Origin of the sequence: Paenibacillus sp. NPDC101420, assembly GCF_050277435.1 — a bacterium.
Classification (GTDB): Bacteria; Bacillota; Bacilli; order Paenibacillales; family Paenibacillaceae; genus Paenibacillus_AQ.
Genome location: NZ_JBNNSE010000010.1, coordinates 150,401 through 175,258 on the forward strand (window position 1 = coordinate 150,401; position 24,858 = coordinate 175,258).

A 24,858-nucleotide genomic window follows, 5' to 3' on the forward strand; every position below is an offset into this window, starting at 1 on the left:
ATACAATACACATGACATACTACCCCAAAGATTTCGAAAGCCGCGTCGCATTTGACGCGGCTTTCTTAAATTATAAAGTTGATGTTTTTTTCATTCAAGTGTAGCCATGTTATTTCTCTAGAGACATTACCCTTTAGCCGGGTTCTTTACCTTTATCTTTTCACGCTTCTTAAGCAGTAGCCAGACCGGACTTGCAATAAAGATAGAGGAGTACGCTCCGAATAGCAATCCGATAACCATCGCAAGCGAGAACATCTTGATGGACTCGCCTCCAAGAATCAACAGGAAGAACGCCGCAATAAATACGGTAAATGCTGTGTAAAGAGAACGCATAAGCGTTTGAGCCACACTCTTATTCACAAGCTCTTTTAAATCCTCATAGGTTTTTTGTTTACCAAAACGCAAATTCTCACGGATACGGTCAAAGATAACGATCGTATCATTGATGGAATAACCGATAATCGTAAGCACCGCAATAATAAACGTCAAATCCACTTCCAAGCGGAAGATGGAGAAGATTGCAACGACCATAAAGGCATCATGGATCAATGAAACAATAGCTGCCAATGCAAACCGCCATTCAAAACGAATACTTACATAAATGATAATCCCTAGACAAGAAATGAGAACCGCATAGATCGCATTGCGTGCAAGTTCTTTAGACATTTCAGTATCCACGGTGTTAATCTCAAACGATGCTTTTTCGTCCAGCTTCAAGATCTCTGCTTTAAGAGCTTCATCTTGTTGCTCATCGAGCACTTGATCATAACGAACGTTAACCCGTTCACTTCCTATCGTAATGCTTGGCTCACTTGAAATCCCAGTTTTTTCAACTGCTGAATTAACCTCTTCCAATGTCAAATTCTTAGACAGAGAGATATCAACATTAGATCCCGCTTTGAAATCAACGCTGTAATTCAATCCAAAGGTTGCTAGGAAAATCAAACCTGCCACTGTAAGGGCGATAGAAAAAACATAGAAAAATTTACTCAAATGTACGAAATCAAGTTCTTTCTTAAAGCGCACGAATATCACTCTCCTTAACACCGAAACTCTTCGGTTTGTTCAGCTTACCGGCTTTAACAAGCTGGCTAAGCAACCAGTGGGAGAAATAAAGATTCGTAGCGATACTCAGAACGATTTCCACGATCAGTACCAATGCGAAACCTTTGACTGCACCTGTACCGAAGGCGAACATGACACCTGCCACAATAACAGTTGTGACATTGGAGTCCATTACTGTCCGGAAAGAGGATTTATTACCTGCTTTAACAGAGGAAAGTACACTTTTACCACTGCGCATTTCTTCTCTTATCCGTTCATTTGTAATGATATTGGCATCGACGGCCATCCCTATACCCAGAATAAATGCGGCTATACCAGGCAACGTCAATGTGAAGTCAGCTAAGACAAAGACTACAATTAGCAGCCATGTATGCAAGATCAGCGCAAAACTAGCCAAGAGACCTGGCAAGCGATACATACCGATCATGAAGATAAGAATAATCAAAGAACCCAAAAGACCGGCTTTGATCGTTTGATCAAGCGATTGTTTACCAAGTGTTGCACCCACACTTTGGGAGTATTTCTCAGTAAGTTTCAGTGGCAACGCACCAAGATTAATAGTGTCAGCCAGTTCACGTGCTTCTTTAATTGTATACTGACCGGAAATAGACGCACTACCATCGGTAAGTACTGCTTGTACCGTAGGATCAGATAGTTTGTTCTCATCCAAATAAATTGCGAGATTCTTTCCTAAGAGGCGTTTGGTAATCTCTGCGAATTTATCCTTGTCCTTTATTTTGATACTGATGATTGGCTGATTCAGGTTATCCCGTCCAACCTCTGCCGCACCTTCAACAAAATCACTACCTACCAGTTCGATCTTGCTGTAAGTACCTTCAGCGTCACCTTCAGCAGCACTACGGAAAGTCAGAACTGCAGGCTCCTTCATCTTCTTACGAACCTCGGCTTCATCAGTAACGCCTGCAATTTTCAGACGAATACGGTCAGTACCTTCAGTTGTAACCTCTGGTTCACTGGTTCCGAGCGCATTGGCCCGTTTTTCCAAACTTTCTGCTGTTTTCAACAGTGAAGCTCGGGACAACGCTGCTCCCGCTTCCATAGGCTCTGCATGGTACAAAATCTCAAATCCGCCTTTCAGGTCAAGACCAAGTCTAACCTTGTCCAGCAGTCCAGGAGTAGTAAATGCCATGACGCCTGTCAAAACGAGCACGGTAATAATAAAGCCCATTAGTCTCTTCATGCTCTAGCTAGTTCCCCTTTCATTCACTCAATATTCCTATTATAGCTACACGTGAAATGACCGTCAATTCACAGCATAGTCATAGCTATACTCACACAAAGAAACGGCCGCCCCTGCACATATCAGCAAGACATCCGTTTATATAGGAGATGTGAAGTTATTATTATTCTCTTACTTTACTGCTTTATAAAGCTTTTCGCAAAGAAAAGAAGCGAGATGTGTATTGTTCAGTTCAACCCCCGATAAGCTGCAAGAGTCAAATAAGTCATGTAACTATTGGCTTTTAAGGAATAAATATCATTTACCAGCTTATGTAAGGGAGGCATTCCGTCCTTATCATAATTACGACTGATACAATCCCAAATATCCTTGCTGGTTACATACTCATAGCCGAGGAGCCGGAATTCTTCAGCTTTGCTGCGGCACATGGCTTCGATTTCTTCACTATGTTGATCATGATTCCACTGTTCCGATTCCACGTGATGACACCTCCAAAGATCGCTCGTGTTCGTATGCTTACCATAGGTATTCGACCCAAGTTCTCTGCTTTCCTCCTTCCGTCACAAAAAGTTACAACTACTAAAACAAGGCATGCCGGGATAGGGGTATAGCATATCCATAAGAATAGACAAGTTGGCCAGCGTTTCATTTCATTTGGGGAAGAAGGCGTGACCTTTGAGGAAACAGAGCTTTATACAAGGAACTTTAATCTTGCTTGCCGCCGGCATCATTAATCGAATGCTTGGATTTATACCCCGAATTGCTTTGCCACGCATCATTGGAGCAGAAGGTGTGGGTCTATATCAGCTCGCGTACCCTTTCTTTATCGTGCTGGCTACTGTTATTACAGGCGGACTTCCCCTAGCAATTGCAAAGATGGTAGCGGAAGCAGAGGGAGAGAACCGCCCTGAGAAATCGCGGCAAATTTTACGGACTGGCCTTACCCTTAGTGTCGGACTAGGAATCTTCTTTACCATTGTTGCGCTGGTCAGTGCTTCATGGGTCTCCAATGTGATCTTAACAGACCACAGAGTTTATTATACTTTTATTGCCATGATCCCAATGATTGCAATTGTTGCTGTATCTGCAATATACCGCGGTTATTTTCAAGGTAGGCAGAACATGATTCCTTCCGCACTTTCTTCAGTTTTTGAGTCTATCGTGCGAATATTTTTTATGCTGTGGTTCTCTTGGCTGCTGTTACCTAAAGGTATCGCTTTTGCAGCTGCAGGGGCGATGCTAGGCGTAACGGTGGGAGAGATTGGCGGAATGTTAGCCATTCTGTGGCAATATTATGTCATCACGAAAAAGGATAAAAAAATAACCCCCATCTCAGAACAGCAAACGCTTGAGAAGGAAGTTATACCTCCTGATCCAGATGCCGTACAATCAACTTCCCCCATACTACGGCGTTTACTAGGTGTATCAATTCCTGTTACGGCAAGCCGGCTTGTCGGTTCTTTTTCCTATCTATTGGAATCTATAATTACCGTACGTAGTCTTGCACTAGCCGGAATCGCAACAGCCGCCGCGACTGCTCAATATGGGTCTTTACAGGGAATGGTTATCCCCTTACTGTTGCTTCCCGGTGCGTTAACTTCCTCTCTCGCAGTGTCTTTGGTTCCCTCCTTATCCGAGGCTGCCGCGAGAAAGGACTTGCCTACCATTCACAAACGAATGCACCAAGCTCTTCGACTCTCTCTTGTAACAGGGGCTCCCTTTGCTGTTCTTATGTATGTACTGGCAGTCCCACTATGCAACTTGTTATACGGAAATCCGGACACCGCTCCTATGCTAAAACTAATGGCCCCTTTCGCTTTGTTCATCTATGTTCAAGCCCCCTTACAAGCTGCACTTCAAGCTATGGACAGACCAGGAAGGGCACTCATCAATACTCTTATTGGGGCAGTAGTCAAAATCATTCTGATTGTTATATTAGCTTCACAACCAGAATACGGAATCTACGGCGCAATCATCGCCATTATTGTGAACAGCGTTCTTGTTACTCTACTGCACGGGTACAGCGTAGTCAGTCTAATTTCATTATCCTTACGAATAACCGATACCATTAAGACCTTATGTGCAATGATCATTATGGGAGCAGGCGTGCGTTATGTATACATCTCCATTCCCATTGCAGAAGCACAATGGATTCAATTTTTATTTGCCTCTGCGATAGGAATGGCCCTGTATTTCGGTCTCAGTCTATTAGCTGGCCTTATTTCCCTTCGTGATTTGGATCGACTGCCTTTCATTAAGCGTTGGCTTTAGAATGGTTATCGATTGTCCAAACGGTCAACATAAACTCGGCCTTTATGGTCTATGGAGCAAAGAAATACATCCCGAAAATCTGATACTCCCTTTTGGCGGATCTGTGTTCTTAGCCAGAACCTTGTTTTTCCTATCATTTCTAAATTATGATCCTGGACCTTTCCATCCATAATCAATGGAATAGGAAGCCCTTCATATCTGATTTTGTTCTTTGGCAGTTTAACTTTCTGACTGCTTACATCTGCATCCTCATCGGTCTTATTATTCTCAGCAACTGAACTGCTATTGCCTGTTTGATTGGAAGATGAAAGTCCTTTGTCTTTCTCGAAAACGGTAAGCTGTCCACTGGGCTCCAGAATCGCAAATTCCACATCAGCAGGACTAGCGATGTTCTGACCACGCAATTGCTGCAATAGATCATCAATATTGTACCTTTGTTTACGCATCTCTCCCCGGTGCAGCTTGCCTCCAGAAATAAGTATGCTCGGTTTACCGTCCATTAACAGCCGAATCTTTCTACTCTTAAGACTGAGCTGAGCAACCACAACTTGAATGATAACCAGTGTGGCCATCGGAACCAGACCTTCGTAAATCGGGCGATTAATATCCTCAATCACAAAAACAGCAATCTCAGCAATCATAATTGAGATCGTTAGATCAAATACAGATAGCTTACCGATTTCCCTCTTCCCCATGATACGCATGCACAGGAATATGAAGAAATACATCAGCACGGTCAAGAAAATATGGGTAGTGATATGCTGGGACATATAGCTTCGCTCCCCTCCACTCTCACCCGCAGACTTGTTTTCTCGGGCGGATTAATGTAACCCTATTCTGACCGCTCAGCACAGGGAACATTCGGAAGCTCACATATTAATTAATGGTAAAAAGGCTACAATGCCCATTCTTGTACTATTGGGGCAAGCCTTCCCATACAATGAATAATAACTTATGTAGATTATTTTCTAAAAAAACTTTAGGAGGTTGTACCATGTATTTAATCCGGCGCCTGTTCTCATGGAGAATAGCCAATCCTGTATTGTCTGGCCTATGTCGATCATTCCTTTGGATGCTGCTTGGCGCGTTTGTCCTCTCTCTTTTATTATGGGGCAGCGGTCTGAAGGAGCAGGATCTCTCAATGTACACTTATATAGTACACGGCATAGCCGCAGCATTCGGAGGACTAACCGCCGGTCGCAGAGCCACGAACAAAGGCTGGTACCAGGGAAGTCTTACAGGAGTCTTTTACGGGATTATCGTTCTGTTAATTGGATTTCTGGCACTGGATAGCTCACCCTCTGGTGTTGACCTTCTTTGGGTTCTAGCTGCGGCAGCAATTGGTGCACTTGGCGGAATGTTTGGGGTTAATTTACAGAAAAGCTAAAATTATTATTCCATAAAATTCGAAACATTCCTTGGAAATATGTTAAACTGTGATCATCTGACTTCATAAAGAGAATCAAGGAGGCTTCGAATGCTTTGTTTTACCAATCAATGAATCATATTGTTTTGTACACAGTTGCATTAGTAGTGATATTAGTATGGATTGGCGCTCGTCGAAATCCAATCATGGCATTAGTTGAAATCGGAAAAGAGATGCTGCGATCCTACAAGTTTTTGCTACTGATGGTAGGCATGTTTGGTGTACTGGTCTTGAATAAATACGAACTACAAATTGAAGAAAAAATGCATCTTACCTCAGACTATACATCATTTGTATTTGGGCTAGAGGGGCATTTTGTCCAAGCTGTTCAGGATATATTCTATAGTCCATGGCTAACGCCTATCATAGTTTTCTTCTACATTTTCATGCTTCAATCTGTACTAGCAGCTTCTCTAGGTGTCTATCTGTTAGATAAGAACCGTGTGATGCTGTACGCTACCTGCTATGCTATTATCATTAACTATGCTGTAGCAATTCCATTCTACCTATACTTCCCTGTAAATGAGGTATGGTCCTATGTACCTGCAGGCGTTAGATTTACTATGCTGGATGTATTTCCGAAGTTTGAGCAAGAGTACCGCCCTCTATCCGGTCTCAACAACTGCTTCCCGAGTCTACATACGTCCATTTCCGTTACGATGGCATTACTGGCATTCCGTTCAGGAAACCGCCGGTGGATGGTCATTACGAGTATTTCCGCAGTCGTAATCGTCTTTGGTATATTCTATCTGGGCATTCATTGGCTTACAGATATGATAGGCGGCACTCTGCTAGCAGTCCTAGCTTCAACAGTTGGTGTACAGCTTGCCAAATTAACCTTACGGGGACGTGAAGAATCGCTCACCGTTCGCAGCCGAATAACGGATATGCGTTAAACCCATAGATCACGATGAAAGATGAACATCAAAAAAGCGGTGTCATTCTCTTAATGAGAAGACACCGCTTTTTATGTACTTTTAAATAACGAAACTATACTTTCTCCTCCACGTCCGTGGCAACGGAGTGACTAATGGAACCGCGATCAAAGGTCAGTTTAGTTACATCATTGACCCGTAGAACCACGATATCATCGGAAATCTCCATGATCGTACCGTGAAGACCACCAATAGTAACGATTTTATCGCCCTTTTTCAGAGACTTCAACATTGCATTACGTGTTTTGGTCTTCTTCTGTTGCGGACGAATCAGCAAGAAGTAGAATACTACAAACATAAGTACGAATGGACCTACAAGACCCAGTATACTACCTCCGCCTGTTGCTGCTGCATATTGAAACATATTTCTCCCCCCTTTCAAAGCACATTAAAACATGGACCTCAACGAAGCTTTAGAAGCCTTTAAGATTATCATATAATCCGTATTTAGCAAAAAACTCATCGCGAAAATCAAGCAGCCGATCTTCCTTGATGGCTTCGCGCACTTTACGCATCAAATCCAACAGGAAGTGCAAGTTATGGTATGTCGTCAATCTAAGTCCGAAGGTTTCATCGGCTTTGATTAGATGGCGCAAATAAGCGCGGGAATAATTCCGGCATGTATAGCAGTTGCACTCCGGATCAAGCGGCCCAAAATCGCGGGCATACTTTGCGTTGCGTACAACGAGTCTTCCCTGACTGGTCATCGTTGTTCCATTACGAGCAATACGGGTAGGCAGAACACAGTCGAACATGTCCACTCCCCGGATTGAACCTTCCAACAGCGCATCCGGTGAACCAACGCCCATCAAATAGCGAGGTTTGCCTTGTGGCAGCAGGGGAACTGTATAATCCAGCACTTCATACATTAGCTGCTTGGACTCTCCGACGCTGAGCCCTCCAATAGCATACCCCGGGAAATCCATGGAAGTCAAATCTGCCGCGCTCTGACGGCGAAGATCCTCATACATACCTCCTTGAACGATAGCGAACAGCCCTTGATCATTCGGGCGAGCATGACTTTTCAGGCAACGTTCTGCCCAGCGTGTTGTACGCTCCAATGATTTTTTCACGTAGTCATATTCCGCTGGGAATGGAGGACACTCATCGAATGCCATCATGATATCAGAGCCAAGTGCGTTCTGAACTTCCATAGCTACTTCAGGAGACAAGAACTTCTTATCCCCATTTAGATGGGAACGGAAATGAACGCCTTCTTCGGTAATCTTGCGCATGTCACTAAGCGAGAATACTTGAAATCCTCCGCTATCCGTTAGAATGGGACGGTCCCAGTTCATGAACTTGTGCAGTCCGCCTGCTTCACGAACAATATCATGGCCAGGTCTCAGGAACAAATGGTACGTATTGCTCAAAATAATATGAGCATCCATCTCTTTCAGTTCTTCAGGACTCATTGTCTTGACTGTAGCTTGTGTGCCGACTGGCATAAATGCAGGTGTCTCAATCACACCATGTGGAGTATGGACTCTTCCAAGTCTTGCTCCGGATTGTTTGCACGTTTTGATGTGCTCATAAGTAATTGCTGCCATAAGTTAACCCATCCTCTTACCTTAGTAAATAAACATTGCATCTCCAAAGCTAAAAAACCGGTACTTCTGCTCTATCGCTTCTTCATAAGCAGCTAGAATATGTTCCCGACCTGCCAAAGCACTAACCAACATCACCAAAGTAGACTTCGGCAAATGAAAATTAGTAATTAACGCATTAACTACACTAAACTTATAGCCCGGATAGATGAAAATATCCGTCCAGCCACTACATTCCACTAGTGGACCGCCTTCGCATTGTCTTCCGACTGTTTCAAGTGTCCGACAAGAAGTTGTCCCTACCGCTATAATGCGACCACCTTGTTCCTTAGTAGCATTTATAGTATCTGCTGTTTCTTGAGACATTACAAAATACTCTGAATGCATAACATGCTCTTCAACCTTCTCAACAGACATCGGACGGAACGTTCCGAGACCTACATGAAGTGTAATATAAGCAATATTCACACCCTTGGCTTCAATCTGATCCAACAGTTCTTTGGTAAAATGAAGCCCTGCTGTAGGAGCAGCAGCTGATCCCTCATGCTTAGCATAAACGGTCTGATATCGTTCCCGATCATCGAGTGTTTCCTTAATATAAGGAGGCAGTGGCATTGTTCCCAGCCTGTCCAGAATCTCCTGAAAAATACCCTGATAAATGAACCGAAGCGTTCGTCCACCCATATCAGCCTCGTCCTCAATAACAGCACGAAGCTCATCACTAAAGATGATAACCGCTCCTGTCTTGAGTTTTTTACCTGGCTTTACAAGAGCTTCCCAACGATCGTCTCCCAGATTCTTAAGGAGAAGCACTTCAGCTTTAGCCCCCGTATCTTCTTTAGCCCCAAACAATCTGGCAGGAATGACTCTCGTATCATTCAGAACAAGCGTATCTCCCGGTTGAAAATAATTAATAATATCGGTAAAATGCCGGTGAGCCAGCTCCCCATCCTCCTTATTTACTAAGAGCAGTCTAGAAGAGCTACGGTCAGAGAGTGGTGTCTGGGCAATTAATTCTTCCGGTAAATGAAAATCATATGCGTCTACATTCATGGTCTGTCTTCATTCCTTAACTATAGTAACGTTCTGATAATAGTGTTGCAATATCTGCTTGTAATCATACCCGCTGTCAGCCATGCCTTTCACGCCCCATTGCGACATGCCTAGACCATGACCGTATCCTTGGCCAATGAACAGAAAGCCCGAACTGTTAGTAATCGCTCTGGCTGAGGAATCCCCACCCATCACTACAGTTCCACTACCGTTCACATTAACCTTACCTGATGCAGAGAGTACACCTGCGCTCTGTGAACTTCCAATCGTGCTGGTAGCACCGTCAGCGCCTAATACAGTATAACTTCCGGCTGGTACAATATCAAACAATGTACTTGGCAATCCATTGAACGCAGAACGGAACATATCAGGATATTTCACATCCAGTGCCTGACCATTTGCTTTCACCTGAATCGCTCTTCCAGAAGGGCCGCGCTGAGTGACCTGCAGATTAAGGATGCTAGAAGGAAGCGCGCTAGTTGTTTTACCCTGCAAGCTTTTTAGAAGGTCGGCAGAGGTGTATGGCCCTTTGATCCAGCTATAACTACCGGACTCATAGACTTTGTCTAGAACAACAGCATTCTCGCCTGGATTCAGCTTACCTACCGCACTTACACTACTTTCAACAGCAGGAAGCGGGCGTACATTGACATCTTTAGTGGTGGCTGTCGCTATATCCAGTCCCGCTGCAGTTTTATTTCCTGTCAATTTAATGTTATCCTCACGTGCGTATCCAGAGGTGCCATTAGCGAGCAGTAAATAATACCACTTCTTAGCGGTCGCGGTAGCTGCGACATCCTCTTTGCTGGGAACGCTGGCAAATGCATCTCCACCATTGCCCCATACCTCTGATGGATCAGAGGTTACTCCGCCACTGTTCGAGGAGAACACAGCCTCTATAACTTTACCACCGCTCATCAATACTTCACCGGCAGTAGCATCCACTGCCTTAATAATAACTGGAGCCTCTGATCCGATTCCGTTATATACCTGACTCAATGTAGAATCTACTACATTCGCTACTTCGAAACGGTTGCCTTGCGCCATTGCATAGCTTCGGGCCGCGACAGCCTGAGCCTTTAGAGCTTCATCCGGCCAGCTGGAGGAAACCTCTCCTCCAACCACTGCATACAAATATTGTTCCAGTGGCACTTCATTGATAACCGCTAGGGAACCTCTCAAATTACTTAGTTCCATATTTCCACGGTAGGTACGCTTGGATCTTTCTTCGAGCTGAATTCCAGCCTCACTGCCAACGGCCAAAAATTTAGCTTCATTTCCGGAAACCATATAATGATTAGCCTGTGTCTCGCTGCTAAGGTCCAGCCCAGCATCCAGACGCATGATTAACCCAGGTGAAGTTGCAGCAGACATAGCAAGCTGTGGCAATGCTGCAGACACTGCGGTCTGAACAGCACCCAAATCTTTGTCGTTCGCAGCTTCGCCTACCCATACCTCAAACTGAGCACTGCCATCACTTCCTGAGAGAAACACCTTCCAGGCATCAAAACCAGCAGCTGTAATACTACTCAGAGCAGTATCAGCTTCTTGTTCCGAAGAATAGCGACCCGCCGATAAATGCTTGTCCCCTTTCACCGCAGGGGTTTGATCAGCAGTAATGCCGAGTCCTGCCTTTACTACACGGGTAAGCCCATCCTTGGCAGCAGATTCACTGGCATAGACACCTGTATACAACTGATATACATTGGTTCCATTTCTAGAAATCATATAAATTTGAGGCTTATCAGAGGTGGACTGAAGCTTTTTAGCCGCATCGGCAGCTGTTTTCCAGCTTGAAGTCTCCATTACCTTTACTCTATAACCATCCACACTAACACGAATTCTGCTCTGGGCAGGCACCGATAACAAAGGAGTGCTCCCTGGTTGGTTTGACATCAAAGTGAAGCTTTGTGTGGATAACATAGTTACTACTGGCACGGTAGATTTATATTTACTACCAATATCGGCATAAAGGGCAACTCGTATCGTACTATTAGAATCGGCATGACTGGCACCCGCAGGGATCAAGAGACTTCCCACAGCAATCGCAGCTGCTAGCAATCCTTTGCTTAGTGGAGCTATTCCTCTCCATTTCATCTTCGTATGCTTCATCCAGCATCCTCCTTTTAAATGTAGTTACTGACTCAATGCTGCTCCGGAGGGAGCGGAAGGCCTAAGTGATGATAAGCGGCCGGGGTTACAATTCTTCCACGAGGGCTCCGCTGCAAGAATCCTATCTGCAGCAGGTAGGGCTCATAAACATCCTCAATCGTCTGACTCTCCTCACCAATTGTAGCAGCAATCGTATCCAGTCCTACAGGACCGCCACGAAAGCTTGAAATCATCGCTCTTAACATCTTGTGGTCGATGCTGTCCAGCCCACGTGGATCCACTTGTAGCATCTTCAGGGCTTCCCCAGAAATCTCAGGGGTTATAATCCCATCGCCGCGCACTTGAGCAAAATCACGGACTCGCTTCAATAGTCGGTTCGCAATCCGCGGCGTTCCACGGGAACGAAGCGCTATCTCTTCCGCCGCATCTCCGATAATCTCAATCCCTAAAAGATCTGCATTTCGAGCAACAATGAAGCTTAGCTCATCTATGGTATAGAACTCCAAGCGGCTGACCACTCCGAAACGATCACGTAGTGGCGCTGACAGCAGGCCAGCACGGGTGGTAGCACCTATAAGTGTGAAAGGCGGCAAATCCAAGCGTACCGAACGGGCACTTGGCCCTTTGCCGATCATGATGTCCAGCGCGAAGTCCTCCATCGCCGGATACATAACCTCCTCCACCGTCCGGTGTAAGCGGTGAATTTCATCGATGAACAGCACGTCGCCTTCCTGCAGGTTCGTCAGCAGGGCGGCTAAATCTCCCGGCCGCTCTATAGCAGGACCGGACGTTGTTCGTAAATTCACACCCAGCTCATTGGCGATAATGTTTGCGAGTGTTGTTTTACCGAGACCTGGAGGCCCGTAGAGCAGCACATGATCCAGCGCTTCACTTCTCATTTTGGCTGCTTCGATATATATTTTCAGGTTTTCTTTTACCTGATTCTGTCCGATATATTCTCCCAGATAACGAGGGCGTAAGCTTAATTCTACCGCTTGCTCGTCCATCATCAAATTAGCGGATATAATCCGGTCATCCATTCCTATCGCTCCCTTTCTTCAGGATATGTTCGGCTTTACTTAGCAATATATAATAGCCCAAGTGCTTTCTTCATCAACACATCTACAGTCCCTGTCTCTGCGCCATCTTTTTTCATAGCGAGCCACACACGGTCCAATTCACTTTCGGTATAACCCAATCCCTTAAGGGCATCCCTAGCCTCTTGCCAAGCTAACCCATCCGATGCTTCTTCCATTGGAACTGCAAATAATCCCGTTTGCATGGAAGCCATACTGAGTCCGTCCAGCTTGTCCTTCAAATCTAGGATCATCCGCTGCGCCGTCTTCTTGCCAATGCCCGGCAGTTTCGTTAAGAAGGTTATATTCTCTTGGTAAATTGCCGAGATCAACTGATCTGGAGTTCCACCTGTCAGTATTCCGAGTGCAACCTTCGGACCGATCCCAGATACCTCAATCAACTTGCGGAACAATTTTTGCTCCTCCCGAGTCGGGAACCCGAACAGAAGCGTCGCATCCTCACGTGTTTGATAATGAATATAGATCATTACAGGCCCTTCTACTTTAGCAAAAGCATAAGGGTTCGGGCAGAACACCCGATATCCTACGCCCTGCACATCCAGCACCACATATTCCGACTCTAAATGAACGACGGGTCCTCTTAAGAAATCTATCATTTTCGCAATACCTCATTTAATTTAGAATTAAGACTGCTCGAATGGGCATGACATACCGCTACCGCGAGTGCATCCGCTACATCATCCGGTTTAGGGATCGCCGATAATTTCAGTAGCAGCTTCACCATTTCCTGTACCTGCCGTTTCTCTGCCTTACCATAACCAACTACAGCCTGCTTCACCATCATAGGTGTATATTCCGAGACGGGTAAGCCACGCTGTACTGCAGCTAATATCGTCACTCCGCGGGCCTGTGCTACTGGCAATGCTGTTGTAACATTACGTGCAAAGAACAACTTCTCTATCGCTACAGCATCAGGTTTATATTTATCAATGAGCTGACCCATGCCTTCATAGACATGCAGCAGACGTTCTTCCTCAGGCGTGTGAGCCTCAGTCTGGATACAACCATATTGGACCGGGGTCAACTTATGACCTTCCTTATCCACAAAGCCAAAACCGACAATCGCCAGCCCTGGATCAATTCCCAAAATGCGCAAGCACGATCTCTCCTCTATAACAGGCAGTTTATTCCACCGTTTTCATCCATTACTCCGCTACGAAGCGAACATATGTATTCCTTCAAACCATTATAGCAAAAATACCCCTTCCGGGAGAAAAAAAGTTTACCCTCTGATGCGAAATGACAACTTTAGGCCTACAATGAGAGCCTCAAACTTTCTTATATTTGCAAAAAAAGCTGCCCTATAGCCATTAATAATGACTTTAGGACAGCTGATATGCTTAAGGATGCTATTGCTTATTCTGCATGACATGTTCGGCAGCCTCACGCGCATAGTCACTGAAGGTGGACAATACGCTGTTGTACTCTTCAATATCTTGTACACGAATGCCCTCATGAAGCTCTTTCCAAATACTTTCCGGCAGGGAGGATTTCAAGGAACCCATATCCATTTGAAAAAAGGTCTTCAGAACCTTTTCCTGTACCGGAGGGCCTTTAAACAATTTCAAATTTCCAAATGCATCGACCCCGATATAGGCTTCTTTTTTCGTTAGGGTCGATAGATCATTCACTTTTTGTTCCAGCCACAAATCTCCATCACTGCTGATGAAGCCGCTCCATGCAGGGTGTTCGTGAATTATCTTTTTAAGCTGAAGCGGGTTCTTTACACCTGGCAATGTCTGAACTTCTTCCCCAGATACATACGATATTTTTAAATGAACGGTTCTGCTGAGTCCGCTTTGAGCGATCGTCTGCAACAGTTGTTCGTTTTTTATGGTGCCCTTCTCTTTCTCCTCACCGCTGTCCACGCCTACTTTAAATACAGCTGCGGCCAACTCGCTTTCGGCACTATCCGTCCAACTAGAATCCGTCAGCAGTCCACTGATTTCCTCAGGTACCTGCATACTGCGCCATGCCAGTACAGTAAGAGCTAAACAAGCTGCCCCTACCCAAAGCGCCTTTTTCCAACGTCTCCATCGCTGCCAAAGTTGTTTTTTTATGCGCGACACGTTAATCCCTTCATTCTGGTTTTTCCCTATTGTGACCTGAGAAGGGATCATTTATGCGCTTTTCTGTGAATAATCGCTATTTTATCCTAATTGCAAGGTTGACCTTGCAGTATCGTTCAAGCGTTAGGAATAACCGGCAGCTTCACATGGCTTGGATATTTACTATTATGGTAAACAGTCTGCAGCACTGTAATCGCCTCTGAATCTTCATACGGGTTACCACCAGTATTCGTATTCGGGAAAGCAACGAATTTACTGGAAGAGGTAATCGAAAAACGAATTCGGTGTCCTACCGCAAATCTGTGAGCAATATTCGGCATGAAAATATCGTATTCCTCCACTTGCCCTGGCGTGAGCAGTTCTGGTGCATCAAACCCATGACGATATTTAGCTCTGACAATATAGTTAGATAACCGGATAGAGTCTCCATGTTCATTCACATCACTAAGCGTAACTACCCAATCCGTATCCTTACCTGTGCTAGCGGCGTAGATGACAGCAGACAATTCGCCAGCAATAGTCAATTCTTCCGTCAACACCTCACTAGTGTACACAAGAATATCATTTCGGAGCTCATATTTCCGCAAATTTTCAGGCTCCCGCTCACCGCTATCATTCATAGGATCATTTGGGTTATAGACATAAGTATCTTCTGGAGAGTGTTCCTCTGGCGCTGTGAGCAGCTTCCCGTCTCCTTGTCCTGAATTAGCACGGCCAGCACTGGAAAGATAAAACGGCGTAGTTGTAGCTTCAACTGGTGTCCAATCCTCCGACGTTCTCCACTGATTCTCACCAACGACATAATAAGAGGCTCTAGGCTCCTGATCTATTCCGTTCGGAATGCCTTTGAGGAAGCGGTCGAACCAGCGCAGTACAGAAACATCATAATCATAGACGACTGCATCATTGCCGAAGCTTACTCCCTCATAATCTCTGGCTCGGTTTGGCCCATGCTCCCATGCACCCAGACGGATTTTACGATTTGGCACATCATGTTCAGTCAGCATTCTCCAAGTCTCCGATACGCCAGGGCTGTCGCCATCATACCAGCCTGAGATCACATACATAGGGACCTGCACTTGATCCCCACGTTCCGTAAAGGTACAGTTTCTCCAGAAATCATCATACTCCGGATGCTGGCTCCACAAATCCCATGGTCCTGATGCTTTGCCGATCATTTGCTGTGGAATCTCCTTAATCGGTCTCGCATCGACGGCCGCTTCTGGGTTCACCGTAATGCCCCCAAAAATATCAAAATCCGTCCGGGTACCCACAGATTGTGCAAGCGTCCAAGACAAGAGTGGCCAAGAGCAAAGCGTCCCACCCTTACGCGCTGTATCTACAAACGGTGAGCCAACATTCACTTCATCCACAACAGCCTTCAAATTAGGGTGCCCGCTGGTCGCCGCCGAGACAACCACAAAGCCGAGATAGGACGCGCCCCACATTCCAACATTGCCATCTGACCAATCCTGCGCGATAATCCAATCGATCGTATCGTAGCCATCATCCCGTTCATTATAAAAAGGGATCAACTCCCCCTCCGAATCCGCCCGACCTCTTACGTCCTGTGACACCACTGCATAACCTTTGTTAGCCCATCTCATAAAAATTTCTTTTTTCCCGTTACGGTCATAGCAGGTTCTCACAAGAATCGTCGGCAGCTTGGTTCCCGGCTGAATGCCCTCAGGAAGAAACACATCCGTAGCCAGTCTCACGCCATCACGCATCGGAATCAGATCCGTACCCAAATCATTTACACCATACTCTGGCTTGGACAAAAGGGGATCATCATAAACAACCAGAGGCGTCAGCTTCTCATATCCTGCTTTAACAATCAGCTCGATGCCATACCGATTTGGCGTAAGAAAGGCAATAATCTCACCATCCAAGGTCACAATATCCAGTGCCGTCTCTTTTCGTAGCGCCCATACTTGTGAAGTAAGCTCACGGCCATCCAATACAGCCTGATACTGAATATGCTTTTGATAAAGATCACCATTACTTAGAACTATCTCATCATTGACCCATTCTGCTTTAGCGTAAGCGTCCATGTGTTCGTGGATTTTTTGAAATGGAAGAACGGTCTTGAACTGGGTATCCAGCGCATTGTATTGCATTTGTGTTCGTCTGCGTGGATCAACCTTAGCGAGCATAATTTGTTGTTCCGTAAAATGTATTTTCCCTGAATAAATGCCAGAACAGTAGAAGTTAAATGTAGTTGTGTTCAAGTATGTTGTCATCTATTTATCCCCTATCCCCAAATTTCTTCAAACACGCGCATCCAGTTGCCACCCATAATCTTTGCAATATCCTCATCCTTATAACCGCGAGCCACTAGACCTCTAGTAAAGTTGATAAAATAGCTATATTTTTCAAGCCCAGCAACGGTTTCAGTAGAAGGTCCGTCTCCTTTGGCAAATCCTAGCTTAGGTGCAATATGTTCTTTAAAATAAACCAATGACCAGAGCACATCGCTCATCGGCCAATCCGTTCCAATCCCGACATGATCCACGCCTACAAGCCGAATCACATATTCGATATGATCCAGCACATGATCAATGGTCGTATGGTTAGGATCTTCATGAACAAACCACGGCATAGCAAAAATACCGATGACTCCACCCGTCTTCGCTATCGCGATAATCTCTTCATCACTTTTACAGCGCATATGTGGATAGATAGCCTCTACACCCGTGTGTGAAGCAATGACCGGAGTCTTAGAATACTGACAAGCATCGAGCGTGGTCTGTTTTCCACAATGTCCCGTATCTACAATGATCCCGAGCTTGTTCAAACGCTCAATGAATCTTTTTCCATAATTCGTAATCCCAGCGTTCGACTGTTCTGCACAACCTGCACCGACCTGATTCTGATTGTTATAAGTTAATTGTAAAATTCTTAAGCCAAAATTATGTAACACATCTAATAGGTCCAGATTAGTACCTAGGCCATCCGTTTCTTGAGCTGTGATAATACCCGCCTTATGGCCATTACGCTTGGCTGCACGTATATCCTCTGCGGTTAAAGCTTTAACTAACCAATCTGCGGAGTCAAACTGAAGCTGAACTTCAGCCATGCTATTGATCATGCTTTCTAAGGACTCTAAATGAAGTTCCCGGTTACCCGCGGTAATTCCCGATTTATACCATTCACTTTTATACTCGGGGATCTCACCGCTGGCCGACAGCTTTGTGATCATTTTTGCTGGCATGCTGCTATATATCATCGGCTCATCTTTATAGGGCTCACACAGCTCTTTTATTTTTTTAGACACAGACTCTGGAATTGCGTTTGGAGATAAGGGACCTTGAAATAGCAAATCAATATTAATGTTCTGCTCATGCAAATGTACGGCCCGCTCTTCGTCTTGCTCCGTCAACTTGAAATCATACAAACCTTCATATGTGCTCATCATGTGGTCGCTCCTTAGAATGCAATTTCAATGCCTTTTTGTAATTTAACAGCTTCATTATAAATGAAGTTGGCTGCTGCTAAATCCTCTATTGCAAGTCCTAGTCCTTTAAAAAGAGTGATCTCATCAGCTGTAGCTCTGCCCTCAATATTCCCGCTGATCAGTTCACCGATTTCACCGATAATATGGCCTGAAGTAATCACGCCTTCGTTCAGCGCAATTAAATAATCCCCAGATTCATTATGCGCGGATTCCAATCGGTCTACATATAACTTAGCTAACCGTACGGTCTCCGAATCCAGCTCACGATCCGCTGCTCTACAGGCTCCAACCGCATTGATATGTACTCCAGGCTTCAGCCATTCTCCTTTGAGCACAGGCTCTGTAGATGCCGTTACGGTACAAATGATATCTGCTGGATTAACTGCCTCTTGAATAGACTCAGCCACAAGGATTTCCACACCATATTTACGGCTCATTTCTGCTTGGAAATCTCTTGCCTTTGCAAGTGTTCTACTCCAAACTCTGACCTCACGAATCGATCGAACCAGTAGCATCGCTTCCAGATGGCTTTTGGCTTGCTCGCCGGTACCTAGAATGGCAAGCACCTCTGCATCTTCTCTAGCCAGATAACGAGTGGCTACTGCACTAACAGCTGCTGTACGAATTGCGGTAATCTTCTGTCCATCTACTACAGCTTTCAGAACACCGGTAGAAGAATCGAATAACGTAACAAGCCCTTGATGGGAAGGTAAACCTGAGCCATGGTTGCTTGGAAACACACTGATGATTTTGGCGCCTGCTACTTCTTCACTCTGCAAAAAGCCCGGCATTAAGCCAATCAGATTGCCTTGGTGCAGCGGGAGTACTTGTCTTAAGCTCTGTATGGCTTGTCCTGCGGACAAGTCCTTCAAAACGGATTCCATCACTGTGATGCAAGACTCCATTGCTAATAGCTCAGCCACTTCATTTTGATTAATAACTAGCATAAGACAAACCTCCTTTACTTCATTGTGGCAACAAATGTGGGAACGCAAAATTATTCTTTATATCATAACTTATACGCTTTAAATATTCATGTATAAAGCTGAAAATCAGCAATTTGTCTTACCACGGGCTATTAGCTATACTTAATATAGTTCATATTCTATTTTAAGGAGCTGACGATTGATTATGTCTAGTAAAATAACTTTAGGTAGAACAAATTTGCAGGTACTCCCTCTCGGACTGGGTGCCAATGCTGTTGGTGGGCATAATTTATTTCCCGGCTTAAATGATGAGACTGGTAAAGATATCGTTCGCAACGCTCTTGACCATGGGATCAATTTCATTGATACCGCCTTTATCTATGGTCCAGGTAGATCCGAGGAACTTATTGGAGAAGTGCTGAGAGAAAGAGGCGGCCGTGACAATGTGGTTATTGCTACTAAGGGCGCTCACAAGATTACTGGCGATAAGGTTACGATCGACAACTCTCCAGCTTTTCTAAGACAGTCTGTGGAAGACAGCTTGAAACGCCTCCAGACCGATTATATCGATCTTTACTATATTCATTTCCCTGATGAAAGCACTCCTAAGGATGAAGCTGTTGGCGAGCTTAAGAAGCTGAAGGATGAAGGAAAGATCAAAGCGATCGGGGTCTCCAACTTCTCCATTGAACAGCTGAGAGAAGCCAACAAGGACGGTCATGTGGATGTTCTCCAATCCCATTACAACCTGCTGCACCGTGATGCAGAAAAAGAACTGCTCCCTTACACGCAGGAGCTTGGCATTTCTTTCGTTCCTTACTTCCCACTCGCGTCCGGCCTTCTTGGCGGCAAGTATAAGCAAGGCGATACGTTCAGCGACAATAGAAAGAACAACCCAATGTTTCAAGGAGCGACCTTTGCCAAAAACCTGGAGAAGGTGGACAAGGTTCGCCAAATTGCCGATGCCAAAGGTGTTGAAGTCGCACATGTGGTGCTAGCCTGGTATTTGACCGTACCTTCCATCGACGCACTTATTCCCGGAGCTAAACGTCCGGAACAGATCGTATCGAATCTCCAGACTCTGAAAGTTCAGCTGACACCAGATGAGATCAAAGCGATTGATTCAATCTTTAAGGCGTAATAGCGCCTTATAATGTAAAGGGGGTTGTCCTTGAAGTCATGAAATGGCTACTGGGGCAGCCCCTTTTCTAAGGAATAGCGTCACTGGAGTCCGCAAGCCTTAATAAATGATCAAGACTCGATAGCGCAGCTAGCCAACAAACAAAAATACAGGGCAGCGGATTCTTATCGAATATCCTAAATTCTTTGTATTAGTAAATATTGTTTGCTATACTTTCTCTGTGTATCAGTAGACTTAAATTTTTATACAAAGGGGAATTCCTTGATGATTATTCAACCTAAAACACGCGGATTTATATGCACAACAGCCCATCCAGAGGGATGCGCCAAACAAATAGAACAACAAATTGAATATGTAAAAGCGCAAAAGAAAATTGAGGGCCCTGCGAATGTACTTGTCATCGGTGCCTCTACCGGATACGGACTGGCTTCTAGAATTTCAGCTGCTTTTGGTGCTGGCGCCAATACCATTGGTGTGTTCTTCGATAAGGCTGCGGAAGGTCAGCGCACCGCATCTGCAGGCTGGTACAACTCCGCTGCCTTTGAACAACAAGCAGCAGAGCTTGGACTTAAATCACACAGCATAGTTGGCGATGCCTTCTCTGATGCGATTAAAGAGAAGACCATTGCACTGATTAAAGCTGAATATGGCACCATCGATTTAGTTATTTATAGTGTCGCTTCACCTCGTCGTACCCATCCGGTAACAGGAGAAACCTTCTCCTCCGTTATTAAACCGGTGGGAACAGCTTATTCGAATAAAACCTTGAACTTCCATACAGGCGAAGTATCCATGACCACCATTGAGCCTGCTAATGAAGAGGAAGTACGTCAGACCATCGCTGTAATGGGCGGCGAAGACTGGAGAATGTGGATCGATCAGCTTCAAGCAGCTGATGTCCTTGCAGATGGTGCTACTACCGTTGCTTACTCCTACATCGGGCCTGAAATCACTCACCCTATCTATCGGGACGGAACAATTGGCCAAGCCAAGCACGATCTGGAACAGACTGCGATCCAAATGAATGACCTTCTTTCATCAAAAGGCGGACGTGCCTTTGTATCCGTTAATAAGGCGCTCGTAACTCAGTCCAGCTCAGCTATTCCTGTAGTACCCCTTTATATCTCTGCACTTTATGAAGTGATGAAGGAAAAAGGCCTGCACGAGAACTGTATTGAACAAATGTATCGCTTGTTCTCTGAGCACCTATACGGTGAAGGCAAGGCTACTGCTGACGGAAGCTGCTTGATCCGCATTGACGACTGGGAAATGCGTGAGGATGTCCAGACAGAGGTTATGAAACGTTGGGACGAGCTGACAACTGATAATGCAGGTGAGCTGGCTGATCTTGAAGGCTACCGCCAAGATTTCTTCAATCTGTTTGGCTTTAGAACAGATGGCGTAGACTATGAAGCAGATATTGATCCTAATGTCGACATTCCGAATATGTATTAAAATGATTCTGAATACATCCATATGCTAATTCTGGATGTATAAACAAAGAGGTTGTCTGCAAAAGTAGTGAAGTCTACTGATGTGGCGGCCTCTTTTTTTGCACTTTGCTTACAACCTACCTATACGTCGTAGGGCATATTGGCTTAGCCTCCCACTTTGTGATATGGTTTGATAGAATACTGCAAGTTCTAACTTACATTCTAAGGAGTGAATCACTCGTGGTTAAGAAAATTAGTGTAGCGAATGGTGTACTTGACGTATCCCAAATTTCGCTGGGCTGTATGCGGATTGCGGATTTGTCTGCAAAAGAGGCTGATACACATGTACATAGTGCGTTGGAGCTCGGAATAGACTTCTTTGATCATGCCGACATTTATGCGGACGGCAAAGCTGAAGAGGTATTCGCAGGGGTACTTCAGAACAATCCTGGTATGCGTGATAAAATGCTGATCCAAACCAAATGCGGAATCCGCAAGGGCTATTTTGATTTTTCCAAAGAGCATATCCTACAATCCGTAGAGGGTAGCCTAAAACGCTTGAAGACCGATTATATCGATGTGCTCTTGCTTCACCGTCCTGACACGCTGTTCGAGCCGGAAGAAGTGGCTGAGGCTTTTGACATTCTGGAGAACAAGGGATTGGTCAAGCATTTTGGTGTCAGCAACCAGAACCCGTTACAAATCGAGCTACTGAAGAAAAATGTAAAGCAACCGCTGCTGTTCAACCAGCTGCAATTAAGCATTATGTTTACGGGTATGATTGATACCGGCTTTAATGTGAATATGACAAACTCCGGTTCGGTTGTTCATGATGGCGGGATTTTGGAGTACAGCCGTCTTCATGACATGACCATTCAGCCATGGTCACCTTTCCAATATGGGTTCTTTGAAGGTGTATTCTTGGACAACGACAAGTTCCCTGAATTGAACGAGGTCATTAACCGCTTAGCAGCTGAAAAAGAGGTTACCAATACCGCTATTGCCATTGCCTGGATTCTCAGACATCCGGCAAATATGCAGCCTGTTGTAGGTACAACCAATACGCAGCGATTGCGGGATATTGCCAAAGCATCCGATATTACACTCACCAGACCAGAATGGTATGAAATTTACCGTGCTGCGGGTAATATCCTTCCATAAATATCAAAAGCCACGAAGTACGCTAATATCGTACTTCGTGGCTTTTTTTGTGACTATAATTGATACCGTATAACTCATATAAAAAAAGAAACGGCATCTCTGCCGTTTCTTTTAAGGATGGACTCTCAGGGGCTCGAACCCTGGACAAATAGATTAAGAGTCTACTGCTCTACCAACTGAGCTAAGAGTCCACAATATAATGATTTACCTTACTATACTTGAAAAGCAAAAGCCCTTAGCTTAACGCATAAGAGCTTCGCTTGCTAATTGATACCGGCGAGAGGACTCGAACCTCCACGGTTTCCCTCTCGATTTTGAGTCGAGCGCGTCTGCCATTCCGCCACGCCGGCAAAGTATGAAGTTAAAATATGGCGCGCCCTGAGAGATTCGAACTCCCGGCCTTTTGATTCGTAGTCAAACGCTCTATCCAGCTGAGCTAAGGGCGCAAAATTTATATGGAGCGGACGACGGGAATCGAACCCGCGACCCTCGCCTTGGCAAGGCGATGCTCTACCGCTGAGCCACGTCCGCACACGGTATGTATTAGTGTCCGACTCACTTAAGAAGTGAGCCATGAAGGACTCGAACCTTCGACACCCTGATTAAAAGTCAGGTGCTCTACCAACTGAGCTAATGGCTCATGAAGCAAGAAAAATGGCGGAACCGACGAGATTCGAACTCGCGATCTCCTGCGTGACAGGCAGGCATGTTAGGCCAACTACACCACGGTTCCAAAAGATATAATTGCTTGATGAAAATTGGTTGCGGGGGCAGGATTTGAACCTGCGGCCTTCGGGTTATGAGCCCGACGAGCTACCGGGCTGCTCCACCCCGCGTCATTAAAAATATTTAGCTATTCATTACCATAAGAAAGCTTCATGGTGGAGGCTGAGGGGATCGAACCCCCGACCCTCTGCTTGTAAGGCAGATGCTCTCCCAGCTGAGCTAAGCCTCCATGTAAAGAAGCAACTCAATTATCATAACACAATTCAACCTGTAATGCAACATTTTATTTCAGTAGAACAATTACGTTTTAAAGAAATTGGTGACCCGTATGGGATTCGAACCCATGTTACCTCCGTGAAAGGGAGGTGTCTTAACCCCTTGACCAACGGGCCGTATTGAAAACAAAATGTTTTGACAACAAAAAAGATTATATCATGTATTTCGAAGTATAGCAATACCTAAATTAATATATTTTCACTTTTCTTCTATAATAGGCGTTAAAGTGATATCAAGCTTACTAGCTATCATCTTTACGACTCCTAGAGTAGTCAGGTTATTTGTGTCTAAATGGTCTTTAAATACGTCCTTATTAAGCCCTGTGAGGCATCTGTCGATCTGTTGAACGGCCCACGAGTCATTCCCTTCACCTCTACCACCCAATCTCTTGAGCAGCGTCTCTCGTGAGGCACACAAAGTAAAATGATGAACCTCTAATCCCTCATTTATTAGATTACCAGCAATGTCCATCCAATATTCTGGGTTGACTATGGTCATAGGTACGATAATCGTTCCCCTATATTCGCTAGCTATGTATTTTAACATGGAATGGTTAATTTCACGCCAAAGATAATAGTCCTGAAAGTCACTTTTTGTCATCACATCGGGAATGTTTGCTCTTATGTAATACCCTACATTCTCTGGATCGTATACAAAAGAATCAGGAAGTCTGCGATGTAATTCATATGCAGTTTCTGTCTTCCCCGCACCAAAAGCTCCATTGATCCATATAATCAAGATCTTTCCCCCATGAATAATTTATTAGTGACTCTATTAAACCACTTTATCATAAAAACCCTTACAAGCAAATTCACTCTACAATGCACAACAAAAAGACCACTGTCGATTACTCAACAGTGGTCTTGCGTGCTTGGCAACGTCCTACTCTCCCAGGACCCTTCGGTCCAAGTACCATCGGCGCTGGAGGGCTTAACGGTCGTGTTCGGGATGGGTACGCGTGG

General features: G+C 45.0%; 22 protein-coding genes, 9 tRNA genes and 1 rRNA gene. 6 read left to right on the forward strand and 26 right to left on the reverse strand.

Features of this window, described 5'->3' with window-relative positions:
• Nucleotides 1-126 precede the first annotated feature (126 nt).
• The 3 genes from secF to ACQKMP_RS28265 form a co-directional block, all read right to left on the reverse strand.
• Entirely contained in the window at nt 127-1,026 is a 900-nt protein-coding gene (gene secF / locus ACQKMP_RS28255) for a protein translocase subunit SecF (protein WP_042191110.1), read from the reverse strand.
• Nucleotides 1,016-2,266, reverse strand: a complete 1,251-nt coding sequence (gene secD / locus ACQKMP_RS28260; RefSeq protein WP_042191112.1) for a protein translocase subunit SecD — start codon at nt 2,264-2,266, stop codon at nt 1,016-1,018. Before secD ends, secF begins: the two co-directional genes overlap by 11 nt.
• 227 nt (nt 2,267-2,493) lie before the next feature.
• Complete coding sequence (locus ACQKMP_RS28265) at nt 2,494-2,745, reverse strand: post-transcriptional regulator (protein WP_042191115.1); 252 nt, start codon at nt 2,743-2,745, stop codon at nt 2,494-2,496.
• A 196-nt stretch (nt 2,746-2,941) separates the two neighbouring features.
• Between ACQKMP_RS28265 and spoVB the strand changes: the two genes are divergently transcribed.
• Nucleotides 2,942-4,537 (forward strand): stage V sporulation protein B, encoded by a 1,596-nt coding sequence (gene spoVB, locus ACQKMP_RS28270; RefSeq protein ID WP_427472201.1) that lies wholly within the window; start codon nt 2,942-2,944, stop codon nt 4,535-4,537.
• 5 nt (nt 4,538-4,542) lie between these two features.
• Here spoVB and ACQKMP_RS28275 read toward each other — a convergent pair whose 3' ends face one another.
• Nucleotides 4,543-5,307: a DUF421 domain-containing protein gene (locus ACQKMP_RS28275; RefSeq protein ID WP_042191118.1), complete on the reverse strand. Its 765-nt coding sequence runs from the start codon at nt 5,305-5,307 to the stop codon at nt 4,543-4,545.
• Between the two features lie 224 nt (nt 5,308-5,531).
• On the opposite strand from ACQKMP_RS28275, the gene ACQKMP_RS28280 reads away from it, so the two are divergent.
• Nucleotides 5,532-5,924: a TIGR04086 family membrane protein gene (locus ACQKMP_RS28280; RefSeq protein WP_427472203.1), complete on the forward strand. Its 393-nt coding sequence runs from the start codon at nt 5,532-5,534 to the stop codon at nt 5,922-5,924.
• 95 nt (nt 5,925-6,019) lie between these two features.
• Nucleotides 6,020-6,859 carry a phosphatase PAP2 family protein gene (locus tag ACQKMP_RS28285; protein WP_256990033.1) on the forward strand — a complete coding sequence of 280 codons (840 nt, stop codon included), beginning with the start codon at nt 6,020-6,022 and terminating at the stop codon, nt 6,857-6,859.
• 94 nt (nt 6,860-6,953) lie between these two features.
• On the opposite strand, the gene yajC is transcribed toward ACQKMP_RS28285, so the two are convergent.
• From yajC to ACQKMP_RS28340, 11 genes are all read right to left on the reverse strand, one after another.
• Nucleotides 6,954-7,262 carry a preprotein translocase subunit YajC gene (yajC, locus tag ACQKMP_RS28290; protein WP_042191123.1) on the reverse strand — a complete coding sequence of 103 codons (309 nt, stop codon included), beginning with the start codon at nt 7,260-7,262 and terminating at the stop codon, nt 6,954-6,956.
• A 49-nt stretch (nt 7,263-7,311) separates the two neighbouring features.
• The gene (tgt, locus tag ACQKMP_RS28295) at nt 7,312-8,448 is read right to left on the reverse strand and encodes a tRNA guanosine(34) transglycosylase Tgt (protein ID WP_042130504.1); all 1,137 of its coding nucleotides are present in this window, start codon (nt 8,446-8,448) and stop codon (nt 7,312-7,314) included.
• A gap of 21 nt (nt 8,449-8,469) precedes the next feature.
• Nucleotides 8,470-9,498 (reverse strand): tRNA preQ1(34) S-adenosylmethionine ribosyltransferase-isomerase QueA, encoded by a 1,029-nt coding sequence (gene queA / locus ACQKMP_RS28300; protein ID WP_042191125.1) that lies wholly within the window; start codon nt 9,496-9,498, stop codon nt 8,470-8,472.
• A gap of 9 nt (nt 9,499-9,507) precedes the next feature.
• The gene (locus tag ACQKMP_RS28305) at nt 9,508-11,610 is read right to left on the reverse strand and encodes a SpoIID/LytB domain-containing protein (RefSeq protein WP_427472206.1); all 2,103 of its coding nucleotides are present in this window, start codon (nt 11,608-11,610) and stop codon (nt 9,508-9,510) included.
• Nucleotides 11,611-11,642: 32 nt separating this feature from the next.
• The gene (ruvB, locus tag ACQKMP_RS28310) at nt 11,643-12,650 is read right to left on the reverse strand and encodes a Holliday junction branch migration DNA helicase RuvB (protein ID WP_427472208.1); all 1,008 of its coding nucleotides are present in this window, start codon (nt 12,648-12,650) and stop codon (nt 11,643-11,645) included.
• Nucleotides 12,651-12,685: 35 nt separating this feature from the next.
• Complete coding sequence (ruvA, locus tag ACQKMP_RS28315; RefSeq protein ID WP_427472210.1) at nt 12,686-13,303, reverse strand: Holliday junction branch migration protein RuvA; 618 nt, start codon at nt 13,301-13,303, stop codon at nt 12,686-12,688.
• Nucleotides 13,300-13,803 carry a crossover junction endodeoxyribonuclease RuvC gene (ruvC, locus tag ACQKMP_RS28320; protein ID WP_036677679.1) on the reverse strand — a complete coding sequence of 168 codons (504 nt, stop codon included), beginning with the start codon at nt 13,801-13,803 and terminating at the stop codon, nt 13,300-13,302. The genes ruvA and ruvC overlap by 4 nt, the downstream gene beginning before the upstream one ends.
• 253 nt (nt 13,804-14,056) lie before the next feature.
• A complete protein-coding gene (locus tag ACQKMP_RS28325; RefSeq protein WP_197071247.1) occupies nt 14,057-14,776 on the reverse strand; it encodes a BofC C-terminal domain-containing protein in 720 nt (239 codons plus the stop codon).
• A 116-nt stretch (nt 14,777-14,892) separates the two neighbouring features.
• Complete coding sequence (locus ACQKMP_RS28330) at nt 14,893-17,019, reverse strand: CocE/NonD family hydrolase (protein WP_427472213.1); 2,127 nt, start codon at nt 17,017-17,019, stop codon at nt 14,893-14,895.
• Between the two features lie 11 nt (nt 17,020-17,030).
• The gene (locus tag ACQKMP_RS28335) at nt 17,031-18,194 is read right to left on the reverse strand and encodes a dipeptidase (RefSeq protein ID WP_081951185.1); all 1,164 of its coding nucleotides are present in this window, start codon (nt 18,192-18,194) and stop codon (nt 17,031-17,033) included.
• An 11-nt stretch (nt 18,195-18,205) separates the two neighbouring features.
• Nucleotides 18,206-19,180 carry an ornithine cyclodeaminase family protein gene (locus ACQKMP_RS28340; RefSeq protein ID WP_427472215.1) on the reverse strand — a complete coding sequence of 325 codons (975 nt, stop codon included), beginning with the start codon at nt 19,178-19,180 and terminating at the stop codon, nt 18,206-18,208.
• A 184-nt stretch (nt 19,181-19,364) separates the two neighbouring features.
• On the opposite strand from ACQKMP_RS28340, the gene ACQKMP_RS28345 reads away from it, so the two are divergent.
• The 3 genes from ACQKMP_RS28345 to ACQKMP_RS28355 all read left to right on the forward strand — a co-directional run bounded on the left by ACQKMP_RS28345 (nt 19,365) and on the right by ACQKMP_RS28355 (nt 22,894).
• Nucleotides 19,365-20,300, forward strand: a complete 936-nt coding sequence (locus ACQKMP_RS28345) for an aldo/keto reductase (protein ID WP_076284850.1) — start codon at nt 19,365-19,367, stop codon at nt 20,298-20,300.
• A 264-nt stretch (nt 20,301-20,564) separates the two neighbouring features.
• Nucleotides 20,565-21,755, forward strand: a complete 1,191-nt coding sequence (gene fabV, locus ACQKMP_RS28350; RefSeq protein WP_076284851.1) for an enoyl-ACP reductase FabV — start codon at nt 20,565-20,567, stop codon at nt 21,753-21,755.
• A gap of 218 nt (nt 21,756-21,973) precedes the next feature.
• Nucleotides 21,974-22,894, forward strand: a complete 921-nt coding sequence (locus ACQKMP_RS28355) for an aldo/keto reductase (RefSeq protein WP_076284852.1) — start codon at nt 21,974-21,976, stop codon at nt 22,892-22,894.
• A gap of 118 nt (nt 22,895-23,012) precedes the next feature.
• Here the strand turns inward: ACQKMP_RS28355 and ACQKMP_RS28360 are convergent.
• From ACQKMP_RS28360 to rrf, 11 genes are all read right to left on the reverse strand, one after another.
• Nucleotides 23,013-23,085: transfer RNA gene (locus tag ACQKMP_RS28360), tRNA-Lys, on the reverse strand.
• 80 nt (nt 23,086-23,165) lie between these two features.
• Nucleotides 23,166-23,244: transfer RNA gene (locus ACQKMP_RS28365), tRNA-Leu, on the reverse strand.
• Nucleotides 23,245-23,263: 19 nt separating this feature from the next.
• Nucleotides 23,264-23,340 (reverse strand) — tRNA-Arg (locus ACQKMP_RS28370).
• 10 nt (nt 23,341-23,350) lie between these two features.
• Nucleotides 23,351-23,425, reverse strand: a tRNA-Gly gene (locus tag ACQKMP_RS28375).
• A gap of 36 nt (nt 23,426-23,461) precedes the next feature.
• Nucleotides 23,462-23,534: transfer RNA gene (locus ACQKMP_RS28380), tRNA-Lys, on the reverse strand.
• A 15-nt stretch (nt 23,535-23,549) separates the two neighbouring features.
• Nucleotides 23,550-23,627: transfer RNA gene (locus ACQKMP_RS28385), tRNA-Asp, on the reverse strand.
• Nucleotides 23,628-23,653: 26 nt separating this feature from the next.
• Nucleotides 23,654-23,730 (reverse strand) — tRNA-Met (locus ACQKMP_RS28390).
• A gap of 43 nt (nt 23,731-23,773) precedes the next feature.
• A tRNA-Val gene (locus ACQKMP_RS28395) sits at nt 23,774-23,849 on the reverse strand.
• 88 nt (nt 23,850-23,937) lie between these two features.
• Nucleotides 23,938-24,012: transfer RNA gene (locus tag ACQKMP_RS28400), tRNA-Glu, on the reverse strand.
• A gap of 82 nt (nt 24,013-24,094) precedes the next feature.
• Nucleotides 24,095-24,634 carry an AAA family ATPase gene (locus tag ACQKMP_RS28405; protein ID WP_076287119.1) on the reverse strand — a complete coding sequence of 180 codons (540 nt, stop codon included), beginning with the start codon at nt 24,632-24,634 and terminating at the stop codon, nt 24,095-24,097.
• Between the two features lie 131 nt (nt 24,635-24,765).
• Nucleotides 24,766-24,858 (reverse strand): 5S ribosomal RNA (rrf, locus tag ACQKMP_RS28410); the annotation flags it as partial.

Excerpts from the sequence above, each read along its gene's own strand:
- secD (WP_042191112.1), bottom strand. The coding sequence starts at position 2,266 with ATGAAGAGACTAATGGGCTTTATTATTACCGTGCTCGTTTTGACAGGC.
- ACQKMP_RS28275 (WP_042191118.1), bottom strand. The coding sequence starts at position 5,307 with ATGTCCCAGCATATCACTACCCATATTTTCTTGACCGTGCTGATGTAT.
- ACQKMP_RS28280 (WP_427472203.1), top strand. The coding sequence starts at position 5,532 with ATGTATTTAATCCGGCGCCTGTTCTCATGGAGAATAGCCAATCCTGTA.
- yajC (WP_042191123.1), bottom strand. The coding sequence starts at position 7,262 with ATGTTTCAATATGCAGCAGCAACAGGCGGAGGTAGTATACTGGGTCTT.
- tgt (WP_042130504.1), bottom strand. The coding sequence starts at position 8,448 with ATGGCAGCAATTACTTATGAGCACATCAAAACGTGCAAACAATCCGGA.
- queA (WP_042191125.1), bottom strand. The coding sequence starts at position 9,498 with ATGAATGTAGACGCATATGATTTTCATTTACCGGAAGAATTAATTGCC.
- ACQKMP_RS28305 (WP_427472206.1), bottom strand. The coding sequence starts at position 11,610 with ATGAAGCATACGAAGATGAAATGGAGAGGAATAGCTCCACTAAGCAAA.
- ruvB (WP_427472208.1), bottom strand. The coding sequence starts at position 12,650 with ATGGATGACCGGATTATATCCGCTAATTTGATGATGGACGAGCAAGCG.
- ruvA (WP_427472210.1), bottom strand. The coding sequence starts at position 13,303 with ATGATAGATTTCTTAAGAGGACCCGTCGTTCATTTAGAGTCGGAATAT.
- ACQKMP_RS28330 (WP_427472213.1), bottom strand. The coding sequence starts at position 17,019 with ATGACAACATACTTGAACACAACTACATTTAACTTCTACTGTTCTGGC.
- ACQKMP_RS28335 (WP_081951185.1), bottom strand. The coding sequence starts at position 18,194 with ATGATGAGCACATATGAAGGTTTGTATGATTTCAAGTTGACGGAGCAA.
- ACQKMP_RS28340 (WP_427472215.1), bottom strand. The coding sequence starts at position 19,180 with ATGCTAGTTATTAATCAAAATGAAGTGGCTGAGCTATTAGCAATGGAG.
- ACQKMP_RS28345 (WP_076284850.1), top strand. The coding sequence starts at position 19,365 with ATGTCTAGTAAAATAACTTTAGGTAGAACAAATTTGCAGGTACTCCCT.
- fabV (WP_076284851.1), top strand. The coding sequence starts at position 20,565 with ATGATTATTCAACCTAAAACACGCGGATTTATATGCACAACAGCCCAT.